This is a genomic window from Arcicella aurantiaca (assembly GCF_003148625.1).
Lineage (GTDB): Bacteria > Bacteroidota > Bacteroidia > Cytophagales > Spirosomataceae > Arcicella > Arcicella aurantiaca.
The window spans coordinates 28,255-42,529 of record NZ_QGGO01000027.1 but is presented as its reverse complement, the minus strand read 5'-3'; the positions used below and the strand labels follow the sequence as shown (position 1 = coordinate 42,529).

Genomic DNA, 14,275 nt, shown 5'->3' with positions numbered 1-14,275 from the left:
TATTCTCTATAATCTATTCTCTAATAACCTATTTCTGAACAACTTTTGCGAATCTGTGGTAGAAAGGCGTTTTGCTGTTTTCGTTTTTCGGCATGAATTTACCAGTTATAATTGGTACGTACATTACACGACGACGTGATTTTTCTCCCATGTTTGGAGAAACCTCAACACGGTGCCATAAACGTCCATCATGAACAGTTAAATCACCAGCGTCAATTTCAAAACCAACTTCACGGGCATCTGGATTGTGGTCAACAAATTGTTTTTTGCCAAACAATAATTTGAATACACTCTGATTTTGAGTTCCAGGTAATACTCTTAAACCTCCGTTTGATGTAGGGCAAGTATCCAAGTGAATACCAACGTTCAACATCGGAAGAATCTTTTGTCCCAAGAATAAGTCACGAGGGCTGTCTGTATGCCATCCCATTTGTGTGAATTTACTGTTTGGCGAGTTTACGTAGTGATTGAAAACTAAGCCATCTTTTTCGTCTTCGCTGATGCGTCCGTCATAAGGAGCTAATAATTCAACCAATAATTGCAAGCGAGGGTCTTTCAAAAATTCACCTAAAACTGGGCTATACTTGTTAGTAAAGCACATTCTTTGAATCATTTTATTACCCTGAGGGTCTTTCCCGAATTTCAAGGGAATTCCGTTTATTTTTTCAATGCCCTCATCCAACCATTTCTTTTCGATTTTATTTAATTCGTCAATAAATGTTTTTATGGTGTCGGCGTTGATGAAATTTTTAAATTGAATTACACCGTATTTACGGAAATAATCTTTCTGCTCTTGAGTTAGAGCCTCTCCGAATTGGAAGGTTTTGTACTCGAACTTTACCATGTTTTTACCCTTAATTTAAGTGGTTTACAAGAACTTTTTAGATTTGAAAACCTGTGATTTTTTGACTATTTGAAAATGATAATATTCGGGAAGCGAATAGTCGCATTTTCAAATTAGATAATTTTCAAATTGACAAACTTCTCGCTACAAAAACTAATCTTATATCTTTGAAATTAGCCTTGTAAAAAATTGTACAAAAGGAAGTTTTACTATTTTTCGACCTCTTCAATAAACTTAGTTGGGCAGAACTAAATTTACTTTCTTAACAAAATCAAAAAACAGTATTTGAGTTTTTGATAAAACGATGCAAATTAATGCAATGTAATTGAATTGTAATTTATTTGTTAGAAAATTGTTAATTAATCTTGGAAAGTTTATGAGATTTTCCGTTTTTTTACAATGATTGAAATCATGTTTTTTTGTATCATTTCTCTAACTCAACAAAATTACTCAGGATTTGGATAAACTTGTTCTTTCATTAACATAAAATAAGACCTTTCGTCATATTTGTACTAAAATAATGTTTAGGCTTATTTAGCTCCTAAAATAAATACGGTTTGTAAAACAACGTAAAAGCCAAACATAATGGTACAAGTTATTTGCCATTTTTTATGAACGATTTGGCGGGCAATTAGGTATGAAAGATACGTAAAAAAGAATGCTCCCAATACATCAACGGTGTAATGAACGTGTTGAATTAATAATAAAAATGCCAAGATAAAAGTTGCAATAGCAGCAATGAGTTTTTCATACGGTTTTTCGACGAATAGCCAAATCATAACCATTGTAGAAGTATGTCCAGAAAAGAATAAATCTTTCGTAATTGGTTCAGAATCGCCATAAATTAAAAGCTCGGCAAAGGTGTCGTGCAAGATAACTAAATCAGGATGTGGATTGAGGGGAACTAAATAAATGGTTGTCATCCGAAAGACCGTTTCGATGACAAAAGTTAAGGCAAAAAGTAAAAACAGTTGTGGATGTTTTAGTATTCGTAGAAGCATATAAACCAATAATCCATAAATAATAGCAAAAATTGGGGTGGAAACATCTATGGCTGGAATGTTTGTTAAGACAAAATCGTTAAGAACAGTACCTTGACGTTGCTGAATATTTCTAAAATATGTTGGAAATTGCATTGCACCCGACACAAAGACTGCAATGGCTGTGAGTAATTTTGGCGTAAATCCCGTAGAGGATAAAGAATCATTCCAGTTTTGTAAAGCTACTGGTATATAACTTTTTGACATCTTTTGTGGTTTTGTGTTAGGTGTGATTGAGTGAATTGTGAATTAATGGGTATTCTGTTCTGATAAATCACTAATTCACCATTCGCTCAATCACAAATAGACCGCAAAATTACATCAACTTTTAAATGTTATCAACAATGAATACAAAATTTAATGCACTAATTCTTGGAATAATTACATTGTTTACAAGTGTTTCGTGTGGTCAAAAACCTGAAAATCAGAAAATTAATAAAAAAATGAACGAAGAAAAAGTCAATCTTGCAGGTACAGAAACCATTACTTTTGGAGCTGGATGTTTTTGGTGTACAGAAGCGGTTTTCCAAGAAGTATCGGGCGTAGTTAAAGTAGAATCTGGATATGCTAATGGTACAGTTGTCAATCCAACATATAGAGAAGTATGCACAGGAAATACTGGTCATGCTGAAGTGGTACAGGTTGTGTATGACCCTAAAAAAGTGTCATTTGATACCATTTTAGAGATTTTCTGGAAAACACATGACCCAACAACACTAAACCGCCAAGGTGCAGACGAAGGAACGCAGTATCGTTCTGGTGTTTATTACTCAAACGAAGCTCAAAAAACAGCGGCAGAAGCTTGGAAGGCTAAATTGAATGCAGAACACGTTTTCCCGAATCCGATTGTTACCGAAATTTTACCTTTAAAAAACTACTATCCTGCCGAAGACTATCACCAAGATTATTATGCCTTGAATGGTCATAATCCTTATTGCCAAGTAGTTATTCGTCCGAAATTAGAAAAATTGAATAAGGTTTTCAAAGAGAAATTGAAAACAGATAAATAAGAAACGGAAAGATAAAGGGTTTGTCATAAGAGAAACGATAGACCACAGATTGAACGGATTATACTGATTTTCGCTGATTATTCTTTTATTTATCTGACTGCGTCACAGACTGTGCGTCCCAGACTGTGTGTCCCAGTGTAAATCTGTAAAATCTGTTCAATCAGTGGTCTAAATTTGTCTGCGAGAAATAGTTTAAAGTTCCGTTAAGAAATAAGGGTGATATTTTGAAATGATTGGTATTAAGCCTAAATCATTCAATTTAAAATCATGTTCATAGAAGAAAACGACATATTGTTGAAAATCAGAAAAGAAGAAAATGCAGCTTTTGATTTGCTGTATAAATTCTATTTCCCATCAATTGCTTATTACATTCAGCATAATTCAGGTAATACGGCAGATGCAGAAGATGTATTCCAAGAAGCAATTATTGTTTTGCTTCAAAAATCGAAAGAGCCACATTTTACGCTCACGGCTTCGTTGAAAACATATTTGTTTGCCATTGCTAAAAATATATGGTTGAAAAAGTTAAGAACTAATCAATTGGTGTATCAAGCAAATTTTGAAGATTTGGAAGAATGCGATTTTTGTGAATTAGAGGATTTTGAAGAACGGATTTCTTTAGGCGAAAAAATTTCAGAATTGATGTTCCGATTGTCCGTAAGTTGTCAGCGAATATTAAGATTATCATTTTGGTTTGGTGATTCTATAGAAACAATAATGGAAAAAATAGGCTATAAAAATAAACATTCTGCCAGTAGCCAAAAGAACAAATGTTTAGATAAAATGCGTCAGCTTTCGGAAGAAAATTTGACATCAGAGTGATATTTTCAAAAACCTGATATTAATGTTTGTAAATAAATTTTAAAACATTAAATCATGGAAAACACAAAGAAAATCACTCGCAAATCACAGACATTAAGAAAAACGCTTTTTGCTATTTTAGGTGGAATAGGCTTACTTTTTGGTTATTTGTTTATTGATGCAAATGCCAATGTTCCGACAAAATTGGAAGTTAATCAATCAATTCCAGATTTTACAACGACAGACGTTACGGGAAAAACCGTTAGTAGTACCACTTTAAAAGGGAAAAAGACCGTTGTTATTTTTGAACGCTTTGTGGGCTGTCCTGTTTGCAATGCTCATGTGCATCAGCTCATGCAGGAATACAAAAACTTGAAAGAAAAAGGAATTGAATTGATAGTAATTTATGAATCATCAAATGAAAACTTGATGAAATATGCAACTACCGAAGAAATCCCGTTTACACTTATCGCCGACCCAAATGGAACATTGTATGATACTTTTGGTGTTACAAAATCAATGGCAAAAGTGATGAAAGGATTTATTTTTAAGGGAGGCAAAGCCGCCGCCAGCGAAGGAACAAAGGCGTACAAAGGAAATTATGAAATGGATGGCTCAAAGAGTAGATTAACGGCAGAGTTTTTGATAAATACAGATGGAACAATTGCCAACGCTCATTATGCCCAATATTTGAATGATAATTTACCGATAGAAGTAATTAAAAATTTCTAATAAAAGTTAAATATAGGTCAGATGTTTGCAAAATAGGGCTACTTATTTTGCAAACCTTTTAAATGCAGTAACATATTATTAAATTTGCAATCAATACTTAATTATTAGCGTTTTACGTTTACAATTACGGAAATCTAACTAACCATTGATTATTTCCTTACAACCCATCTTCAAATGAAAAAGATATTTTTTAGTTTCATTCTTCTTTTAACGCTTGCTGTGAGCGTCAATGCTCAGAAAGTTACACCTGCCAAATGGTCTTGGGCATTATCAAAACCTAATCCTGCCGTTGGAGAAACTGTTGATATTATTTTTACGCTAAAAATGGATAAATCTTGGCATCATTATGCTTCAGATTTTAGTCCGAGCGTTGGTCCAATAGTTTCAACAATTAAGTTAAAAACTAATGATTCTTTTGAAGCAGTTGGAGGTTTAAAATCAATCAAATCAATCAAGAAACACGACGATATTTTTGATGGAGATGTTGCTTATTTTGAAGGAAAAGGCGAAATGCGTCAATCGGTTAAGATTTTAAAAGAAAAACCAATAATTGAAGGAACGTATGATGGACAAGTTTGCTCGGATGTAACGGGGCAATGTGTTCCTGTAAAAGGAGCTTTCAAATTAGAAGGAAAAGCAGGTGCGGCAACAGACGCAACTGCAAAAAAAAAAACTGAAGACGAATTAAAAGCAGAAGCTGAAAAAACGGCTGCTACCAATACAGAATCAACTCAACAGGAGGAGAAAGCTGTTCCGACCACTGCGGTAACTGAAAATGTTGCTGATAGTGTAGCGGAATCAGTTTCTGCTCCTGTTGCTGTTTCAGACTCATCTACAACGATTTCAAGTACAGAATCTACCGAAGAAAAACCAGAAGAAGAGTCAATTTTAACCTTTTTCTTGATTGCTTTGGGAGTTGGTTTAGCTACTTGTTTGACTCCCTGCGTATATCCGTTGATTCCGATGACGGTTAGTTTTTTCATCAAACAAAAAAATGGTGTTGGAAAAGCATTTCTTTACGGAGCATCAATCATTGGAATTTATGTTTTGTTCGGAACGGTGATTGCAGCTACTTTAGGGCAAGCCGCTCCCAATTTTATCAGTACGCACTGGTTTCCAAACCTACTTTTCTTCACGATTTTTATCATTTTTGGTTTATCATTTTTAGGTTTATTTGAAATTCAATTACCCTCAAATTTTGTCAATAATGTAGATGCACAGTCGGACAGAGGTGGTTTTATTGGTATTTTTTTCATGGCATTTACTTTGGCTTTGGTTTCGTTTTCATGTACAGGTCCATTTGTGGGAACATTGTTAGGGTTAGGAGCATCGGGTAAATTTGTAAAACCAATTATCGGAATGTTTGGCTTTGGTTTGGGTTTAGCTTCGCCATTTGTGTTATTAGCTTTATCGCCTTCATTGTTAAAGAAAATCCCGAAGTCAGGTGGTTGGATGAATACCATTAAAGTATTTTTCGGTTTCTTAGAATTAGCTTTAGCCCTTAAATTTTTCAGTACGGTTGACCAAACTTACCACTGGAGAATTTTAGACAGAGAAATCTTCTTAGCAATCTGGATTGCTACATTTACTTTGATGGGCTTACATTTATTAGGTAAATTCTTAATGCCACATGATGATAAAGTAGAGAAATTGAGCGTTGGTAGATTAGTGGTTGCTTTGTCGGTATTCTCATTTGTGGTTTACTTGATTCCAGGGTTATTTGGAGCTCCTTTGAAAGCTCTTTCTGGGCTTTTACCGCCAACTGAAACGCAAGATTTTGTATTGACAAGAAGTTCAGGAGAAGTAGCTGAAAGTTCAAATCCAGATTTTCCTAAAACGGTAAAATATAGTTCATTTTTGAAATTGCCACACGGTATTCAAGGTTTCTTTGACTATAAAGATGCCGTAGCGTATGCTCAGAAAGTGAATAAACCGATTTTCATTGATTTCACAGGACACGGTTGTGTGAATTGTAGAAAAATGGAAGCCAGCGTTTGGTCTGACCCAGAAGTATTGAAGCGACTCAAAAATGACTATGTTGTGGTTGCTTTGTACGTAGATGACAAAACAGAATTGCCAAAGAGTGAATGGTTTACGTCAAAAGATGATGGTTTAGAAAAAACAACACTTGGCGACCAAAACCTTGATTTTGAAATCACGCATTTCAATGCCAATGCACAGCCATATTACTGCTTGGTGAATCCGAATGAAGATGCTAAACCATTAGTAAAACCAAGAGCTTTTGACCAAGATATTAAGAAATTTATTGAATTTTTAGATGCAGGGAAGGCGAAATTTGAAGGGAAGTAGGGGGGGGGGTTAGTTATCAGGGGTTAGGTTTTAGTTGTTTGAACGCTACTAAAATCTAACCCCTAATTGTTTTAAATGTGTCTTCAAAAAATGAGTCCAGAATTTAGAGGAGAAATTCCAGTTTTCCCATTTTCCCATTTTCCAGTTTTCCCATTTTCCCATTTCCCAATAACTAATCACTACACTTAAAACTTCACCACTTTCCGAGTTACTGATTTTTCACCTGCTTGGAGTTTCAAGAAATACGTTCCTGCTTTCAAAGTTGAAAAGTCAATTATTGCCTCATGCGACTGCATACTTGGGCATCATCAATCTTTTGCTTAACTTTAAGTCTCAACAAAATCAACCCTATGAATAAACAAGAGCGAGTGGCATTAGCTATCAAAGAAGTAGTATCAAAAATGATGGATAGAGTAATGGAAAACGTTTTGGTAAACGACCCATTTGTCAAAGAAAAGCATCATGCAAGTAAACCACTTTACGCCGCCTTAGTTCCAGATGAAATCTTTAAAGGCTCACATTTTGAAAGACGTTTTGTAACTCCTTTTGGTGGTGTATGGGAAAAATTAGCTCAAGTTGTAGCCATTGAAGCACATGGAAATTGCTCAATGGGACATACCGTTGATGGAACTGTTGGAACTGAAAGTTTGAGAAGAATTCAAGAGGTTTTGAATAGATTAGAACACAGTATTAAAGGAAAAGATAAAGCAAAACCAGATTGGAAAACAGAACTTGAATATATAAGACAAGGCGGTGGTGAGCCTATTCCTGTAAGCGTAACTTGTGATATTTTTATTCATAATGAAATGACAAATACTAAATATGCTTTTGAGTTGGATAAAATGCCATCCGACAATTTTCAAATCAGGGCGAGTAAAGAGAAAATGTTTAAATTATTAGCCATGAATCCACCGCAAGTGGATTTTGTTTTTTATGCTCTGCCGTATAATATAGATGAAATTATTCTAACGAAATGGTTTGATATTCAAGAAGATAGTATAGTTTTGATTGGGGATGATTTTTGGAGTTTGATTGGTGGAGAAGGGATTTATAGCGAAATAACTAATGAGATAAATCTTTTTGGAGAAGAGTTTAAGAAACGAATTTTTGAAGAATATTTGTATGTATAATATTGTTAAATTCTGAAAATGTCAATAAAAATCTTATAATCAAAAATGTCTTTCCAACTAAAAAAACTACCTTTACCAAAAAGAAAAATATGGCTTACGAATCAGTAGATAAATTACAAAAAGTTTTAGCGGAAGAAGTATTTAAACATACCAAAGACCCCAAAAAGGCTTCTGGAAGAGCATTGGGGACATTAGTTGAAATCATCACCTACTATTTACTCAAAACTTGGGGACTGAATAATCAAATTTCTATTGAGCGTGGACTTGCTGAATACGGTAATCCAGACATTACACATAATGTAGAATATTCGCTTCATCCAATTGTGCGTAGTTCTTTTCTAACGATAGATAAATCTGAAAAATCTATAACCTCCAACATAATTTTAAAGGCACTTCAAGCGACAGGTTTTGATTTGACAGGTTTTGAGCGTAAGAATAATCAACTTTTGAGTAATAACATTCTTCGTAACGCCTGTACGATTGCTACATCTGAAAACTCCTTTCTCTTATGCAGTATTAAATCAGATGAAGGTAGAAATTTAGAACTTCATATTTACGAGCAAAATAGAAAACCTTATGCCATGTTTGAATGTAAGCGAGTTGGCGTTGAAGAAGGTATGACCAAAGGTCCGCAGACAATTGAAAAAGCAAAACAGGGTGCTTATGTTGCAAGAATGGCATCTTCCCTACAAAAAATTCGTTGTGATGTAGGTGAAATGCAAGGTATTATCTACAAAAGTGATGGTTCTTATATAATCAAACCTTATGTGAAATTGATGGAAGAGATTATTTTCTCTTCTGATAAAGAATTACTCCGCAGATTCATTTTAACGATTGGCATTGTTAGTAATCATGGAAATTGGATTAAGAAAACGTCAGATGGAGAGTTAAGTTTTAGCGAAGAGCATTTTCAAAAAGAGTTGATGGTTTTAGCTCAATCTTACGACTGGTTATTGTTTTTAACAGACCAAGGATTATCAGATTTTATTGATAAATTATTGTTGAACCCAATTCCAGAATTCCAATTTCTTAGAGATACATTTTTATCAAGTTACAAAGAAGATAAAAAGAAGAATCAGTTTACAAAAGTTCAGATGAATATTGAAGCTGACCGAATTCTACTGAAATATTTTAAGGATAACCTGAAAACGGTTGAAAGTTGGTTTAATGTCATTTCTCCAAGTAAAAAGAGTTTGATAGATTTGAACAATGAATTAGAAGAGTTAAAAAACAAAAACTGGAAAACAATTTTATAATGAGTGCAGGTAGAAGTATAATTACATTAAGTCAAAGTTGGGGTACACCACACAAGTACGTTAAAGCTGTAAAAGACTTTTACGGTGGTAGTATTGACCTCGACCCTTGCTCAAACGAGTATTCTGTTGTTAATGCTGAAACAGAATATAGACTGCCAGAACATGACGGACTGAAAGAATCATGGAATTATCCAACGATTTTTGTAAATCCTCCTTACGGAATAGATAAAGAAAGAGGTACTACTATCAAAAACTGGTTGGCAAAATGTGCCCATGCAAATACTGAATTTGGTTCACAAGTATTGGCATTAATTCCAATTGCAGCTAATACTTCACACTGGAAGAGGTTTGTTTTTACAAAAGCCAGAGCCATTTGTTTTTTATATGACACAAGACTAAAATTTTTAGAAAATGGTCAAGATATAGGAAAAGGTGCTCCAATGGCTTGTGCTATGATTTATTGGGGAGATAATTATTACAAGTTTTATGAGACATTTATAGAATATGGAGCAGTAGTAGATATTTCAAATTTAATAGATGAAAAGATTGGTTCAGACCGTAAAAAATTGGAATTGTTTCATTAACACAACAGTAGTATTTGCGAAAATAAAGAGTAGCCACAAAATAGGCAGAAGGTAATAATTGCGTAGATTTTTTTCATTTGTGTGGAATATGTGTAACACAGACTTTAGTCTGTAAGTTTACAATAGTCACAGGGGACTGTTAAAACTATTGAGGTGTTAACTTGACTTACAGACTGAAGTCTGTGTTACGTTAATCTGTGTTACTTTTAATATATCTTCGGGAAACGCTGAGGATTAAATTCGCTCATCATGGCGTAGGCTGCATCAAAAACGTTTTCTGCGTTTGGTTTCGAGAAGTAATCACCGTCTGAACTATAAGCTGGTCGGTGCGGAACAGCCGCCAAACAAACGGGTTTCGAGTCTAAATAACGATACGCATTTTGCTCGTCCAAAACGTGTTGCATCATATATGCCGACCCACCGCCTGGCATATCTTCATCGGCAAAAATCACACGGTTGGTCTTTTTGATAGATTCCACAATTTTGTGCGAAACATCAAAAGGTAAAAGTGTTTGAACGTCAATCACTTCTACCGAAATATCCATTTCTTCTAATTGACGAGCTGCTTCCATTACAATTCTACACATAGAACCGTAAGTCACAATCGTAATGTCACGTCCTTCTCTGATAACCTCAGGTACACCCAAAGGCACACGCATATCGTGGAGGTTATTTGGTAATTTTTCTTTCAAACGATAGCCATTCAAGCACTCAATAACAATGGCGGGGTCGTCTGAATTGAGAAGGGTATTGTACATTCCTGCCGCTTGGGTCATGTTGCGAGGTACGCAAAGGTGTACGCCTCTCAAACCACCTAATAATACCGACATCGGAGAACCTGAGTGCCAAATACCTTCCAAACGGTGTCCACGAGTACGGATAATTAAAGGAGCTTTTTGTCCACCTGCCGTTCTATACTGCAAACAAGCCAAATCGTCGGAAAGTGTTGCAAATGGGTAAAGGATATAATCTAAATACTGAATTTCGATAATTGGACGAAGCCCACGCATTGCTGCTCCGATTCCCTGTCCAACAATGGTCATTTCACGGATTCCCGTATCGGTAATTCTGAGTTCTCCGTGTTTTTCTTGTAATCCTGCCAGTGTTTGGTTTACATCACCAATTTTCCCAACGTCTTCTCCTAAAATAAAAATTCGAGGGTCAATTGTGAATAAATGGTCGAAGTTTTTATTCAAAATCTCACGCCCATCAATACTTGGCGAATTGCCATCATATTCAGGCTCAACGGCTTGAACTTTCAGTGGAGATTCGTCAGAAATACTAAATTGATGAGAATCAAAGCGTTCAAAATTGAGTTCTGCCGTTTTTGCCAACCATTCACGTAAGCCTTGTTTGGCAGGAGATTCTTCAAAACGTAAAGCTCGTAAAACTTTTCTTACTGCTACCACATTTTCGTGGTGAATAGGATTAACCGCTTTGCGTAAATCTTCGGCAATGGCTTTTACTTCTGCTCCGTTTTGGGTTTCGGCAGCCGCTTGGTACATCAACGAAAGAGCATCTTCACGTTCTGGTTTTACCGAATCTGCATAAGCTTGCCAAGCTGCTTTTTGGCAACGACGAGCTTCTTTTACGGCTTCTTTATCAATTTCTTGTAGCTCTTCTTCCGTAGCAAATCCTTCAGAAATTACCCACTCACGGAATTTTAAATTACAGTCAAAATCAAGTTCAAATTGTAGTCTTTCGGCTGATTTATAACGCTCGTGCGAGCCAGAAGCAGAGTGTCCTTGTTGTTGTGTAACTTCTTCAACGTGAATCAATGAAGGAATGTGAAAGTCACGAGCTAAAGTAGCCGCTTTTTGGTAAGTTTCCATTAAGCCGACATAATCCCATGCTTTTACTGTAAATATTTCTAAACCAGCTTCGTCTTCATTGCGTTGGTATCCTGCCAATGCTTTTGAAATAGAAGATTTTGTGGTTTGGTATTCAGAAGGAACAGAAATTCCGTAGCCATCGTCCCAAACCGACATCACTAAAGGAATTTGCAAAACACCTGCCGCATTAACACATTCCAAAAACATACCTTCAGAGGTAGAAGCATCGCCAATAGTTGAGAAACAAACTTCGTTTCCGTTACGGGTGAAATTTTCTGAAATGTTCTGTAATTCAGATTGTTGACGGTAAAGTTTAGACGCATACGCAACGCCAACTGCACGAGGCATTTGCCCTGCCGTTGAAGAAACTCCACCGATTGAATTATATAGTTTAGTTTGGTCAAGCCATTTGCCATCTTTGTCCAACCAACGAGTAGCGTGGTGGTTGTTCATGGTACGCCCGCCTGTGTGTGGGTCAAATTCAACGTCTGGATGTCCGTATAATTGAGAAAAATACTGAGTCCATGTCATATCACCAACTGCCGCTACAATGGTTTGGTCACGGTAATATCCCGAAATATAATCGCCAGCTTGCATAGCACGAGCCAGTGCTAATTGGCATAATTCTTTGCCATCGCCATAAATTCCAAACTTCGCTCGTCCTGCAAAAACCTCTTTTCTGACCAATAAGCTACATTCTCGACTCAAACGAATAATACGGTAATCAGCCAAGACCGACTCTTTGCTGAATGTGAGGACTTCGGATAGTAGTGTGTTTTCCAAGGCTGGGGTATGGGTTTTTCGATGTTCGAGATTTGAATTTCGATGCTCAATGTTTATGATTCGATGTTTGATGTTGGAATTACGTTATTTGAGCATAATATTTGATTCTAAAACAACCAAATATCAAACCTCGTAGTTCCAGATAGTGAATTTTGACCATTATATATGGTGGTTCAAACATCAAATTTCAACTCAAAAATACAAAAAATTAATTAGTACAACAAACATTGCTGTGGGGTGATATGCTTAATATCTATTGTTAATGATTTGTTAAAGATTGGCAAAGATTTTGCAAAGCTTTTCAGAGCATTTACTTTTGTTTCGTAGAATTATCGGAAGGGATGATTAAAGAGTGATAAGTCAAGGAATTAAAAGAATATTCTTCGCTTTTGTTTATCGAAAAATCTTTATTCAATTCTCTTAAAATTCTAAGATTTTTTTAAATTAAATTGCACTTCATTTGTGTAAAAAAGCACAAAATTTAGTTCTCAGTAAATTACAAGGTATCAATAAATATTTAACAACAAATCAAATTTAGACATGAAAAAATTACTTTTCGTTTTCGCATTTTTGTTCGTAGCAACCTTCGCTAATGCTCAAGGAATTATCAAATTCAAAACTGAATCTCATGATTTTGGTAAAATTGAAGAAGGAACACAAGCTACTTATACATTTGAATTCACAAATACAGGTACTGCTCCAGTTGTAATTTCAAACGCACAAGCTTCATGCGGTTGTACTACGCCAGACTGGACAAAAGACCCAGTAATGCCAGGTAAAACAGGAAAAGTTACTGCTTCTTTCAACTCACAAGGTCGTCCGGGTAACTTCTCTAAAACTGTAACAGTTGTAAGTAATTCAGAAAGTCCACAAATTGTATTATCAATCAAAGGAGAAGTGAATCCAAAATCAGCAGCTCCAGCAGCAGCAGCAGAACCAGCTCCAGCTCCAACAGTTTCTAAAACTGCTCCAGCAGCAGCTCCAGCACCTGCAAAAGCAGTAGCTCCAGCTAAGAAAAAATCAGGAAAATAATTCTATTTGCGAATTTTAAGCAATTAGGTTAGAAAATATAAAACCCCACAGATGGAAACATTTGTGGGGTTTTTTGCTTTTTTTTTCGTCTAACTAAATCCAACTACAATTGTTTACCGTAAATCTGTTTGTAAGTTCATTAATGATACACACAATTCATCATCAAATTAAAAACATTCATAAACATCACAAACAAATGAAAAAAGTAACATTAGTATTCGGATTAATATCAGGTATAGCATCATTTGCAATAAACGCTCAAACCGTTACAGTAGGTTCGGAAGCGATGTATCCAACAAAAAATATTGTTGAAAATGCCGTTAACTCTAAAGCACATACAACACTTGTTGCAGCCGTAAAAGCAGCAGATTTAGTAACTACTCTACAAACAAAAGGACCATTCACAGTTTTTGCCCCTGTAAATGATGCCTTTGAAAACTTACCAGCAGGAACTGTTGAAACATTATTGAAGCCAGAAAATAAAGCAACTTTAGCAAAAGTATTAACGTATCACGTAGTAGCAGGAAAATATGACTTTGATGCAATTGCTAAGGCAATTAAAGCAGGAGGAGGAAAGGCTACATTTAAAACCGTTAGTGGTGGAACGCTAACAGCTATGTTCAATGGTTCTCATAATATTGTGTTGAAAGACGAAAATGGCGGAATGGCAAACATTTCTACTTATGACGTGTATCAATCAAATGGTGTTATCCACGTATTAGACGCCGTAGTATTGCCTAAGATGTAAGGTATGGAGAGAAAAAAATGCGGGATAAAGGATTGAAGTACAGAATATTAATTAGCAAAGAGAGGTAATAATTATCCTGTCTTTTAATAAGTGGCGGCTTTATCGCTAATTAATATGTACTTTCCTTTATGATTCATTTTACGATTCCCTCCACGCCTAATAGACAGGTGTGG

At 35.5% G+C, this 14,275-nt stretch carries 13 protein-coding genes; 9 read left to right on the top strand and 4 right to left on the bottom strand.

What is annotated here, in order from left to right; genetic code table 11:
• Positions 1–28: 28 nt before the first annotated feature.
• Both LV89_RS19585 and LV89_RS19580 read right to left on the bottom strand, forming a co-directional pair.
• Entirely contained in the window at positions 29–844 is an 816-nt protein-coding gene (locus LV89_RS19585) for a phytanoyl-CoA dioxygenase family protein (protein WP_109744618.1), read from the bottom strand.
• Positions 845–1,374: 530 nt separating this feature from the next.
• Entirely contained in the window at positions 1,375–2,091 is a 717-nt protein-coding gene (locus LV89_RS19580) for a phosphatase PAP2-related protein (protein ID WP_109744617.1), read from the bottom strand.
• 137 nt (positions 2,092–2,228) lie between these two features.
• On the opposite strand from LV89_RS19580, the gene msrA reads away from it, so the two are divergent.
• The 4 genes from msrA (at position 2,229) to LV89_RS19560 (ending at position 6,737) form a co-directional block, all read left to right on the top strand.
• Positions 2,229–2,894, top strand: coding sequence for a peptide-methionine (S)-S-oxide reductase MsrA (msrA, locus tag LV89_RS19575; protein ID WP_109744616.1), 666 nt, complete (start codon positions 2,229–2,231; stop codon positions 2,892–2,894).
• Positions 2,895–3,161: 267 nt separating this feature from the next.
• Entirely contained in the window at positions 3,162–3,716 is a 555-nt protein-coding gene (locus LV89_RS19570) for an RNA polymerase sigma factor (protein WP_109744615.1), read from the top strand.
• A 54-nt stretch (positions 3,717–3,770) separates the two neighbouring features.
• Positions 3,771–4,427: a peroxiredoxin-like family protein gene (locus LV89_RS19565; RefSeq protein WP_109744614.1), complete on the top strand. Its 657-nt coding sequence runs from the start codon at positions 3,771–3,773 to the stop codon at positions 4,425–4,427.
• A 174-nt stretch (positions 4,428–4,601) separates the two neighbouring features.
• Positions 4,602–6,737, top strand: a complete 2,136-nt coding sequence (locus LV89_RS19560) for a protein-disulfide reductase DsbD family protein (RefSeq protein WP_109744613.1) — start codon at positions 4,602–4,604, stop codon at positions 6,735–6,737.
• A 185-nt stretch (positions 6,738–6,922) separates the two neighbouring features.
• Here LV89_RS19560 and LV89_RS19555 read toward each other — a convergent pair whose 3' ends face one another.
• Positions 6,923–7,033, bottom strand: a complete 111-nt coding sequence (locus LV89_RS19555) for a T9SS type A sorting domain-containing protein (protein ID WP_109744612.1) — start codon at positions 7,031–7,033, stop codon at positions 6,923–6,925.
• Between the two features lie 54 nt (positions 7,034–7,087).
• Here LV89_RS19555 and LV89_RS19550 point away from each other — a divergent pair, with 54 nt between their 5' ends.
• The 3 genes from LV89_RS19550 to LV89_RS19540 all read left to right on the top strand — a co-directional run bounded on the left by LV89_RS19550 (position 7,088) and on the right by LV89_RS19540 (position 9,707).
• Positions 7,088–7,867, top strand: a complete 780-nt coding sequence (locus LV89_RS19550; protein ID WP_109744611.1) for a TdeIII family type II restriction endonuclease — start codon at positions 7,088–7,090, stop codon at positions 7,865–7,867.
• 89 nt (positions 7,868–7,956) lie between these two features.
• Complete coding sequence (locus LV89_RS19545; RefSeq protein ID WP_146199214.1) at positions 7,957–9,123, top strand: hypothetical protein; 1,167 nt, start codon at positions 7,957–7,959, stop codon at positions 9,121–9,123.
• The gene (locus LV89_RS19540) at positions 9,123–9,707 is read left to right on the top strand and encodes a DNA N-6-adenine-methyltransferase (RefSeq protein WP_109744609.1); all 585 of its coding nucleotides are present in this window, start codon (positions 9,123–9,125) and stop codon (positions 9,705–9,707) included. The genes LV89_RS19545 and LV89_RS19540 overlap by 1 nt, the downstream gene beginning before the upstream one ends.
• A gap of 206 nt (positions 9,708–9,913) precedes the next feature.
• On the opposite strand, the gene LV89_RS19535 is transcribed toward LV89_RS19540, so the two are convergent.
• The gene (locus LV89_RS19535) at positions 9,914–12,322 is read right to left on the bottom strand and encodes an alpha-ketoacid dehydrogenase subunit alpha/beta (protein WP_229201559.1); all 2,409 of its coding nucleotides are present in this window, start codon (positions 12,320–12,322) and stop codon (positions 9,914–9,916) included.
• Between the two features lie 540 nt (positions 12,323–12,862).
• Here LV89_RS19535 and LV89_RS19530 point away from each other — a divergent pair.
• Together LV89_RS19530 and LV89_RS19525 are read left to right on the top strand one after the other, a co-directional pair.
• Positions 12,863–13,354, top strand: coding sequence for a DUF1573 domain-containing protein (locus LV89_RS19530; protein WP_109744608.1), 492 nt, complete (start codon positions 12,863–12,865; stop codon positions 13,352–13,354).
• 196 nt (positions 13,355–13,550) lie between these two features.
• Entirely contained in the window at positions 13,551–14,102 is a 552-nt protein-coding gene (locus tag LV89_RS19525) for a fasciclin domain-containing protein (RefSeq protein ID WP_109744649.1), read from the top strand.
• Positions 14,103–14,275: the final 173 nt, after the last annotated feature.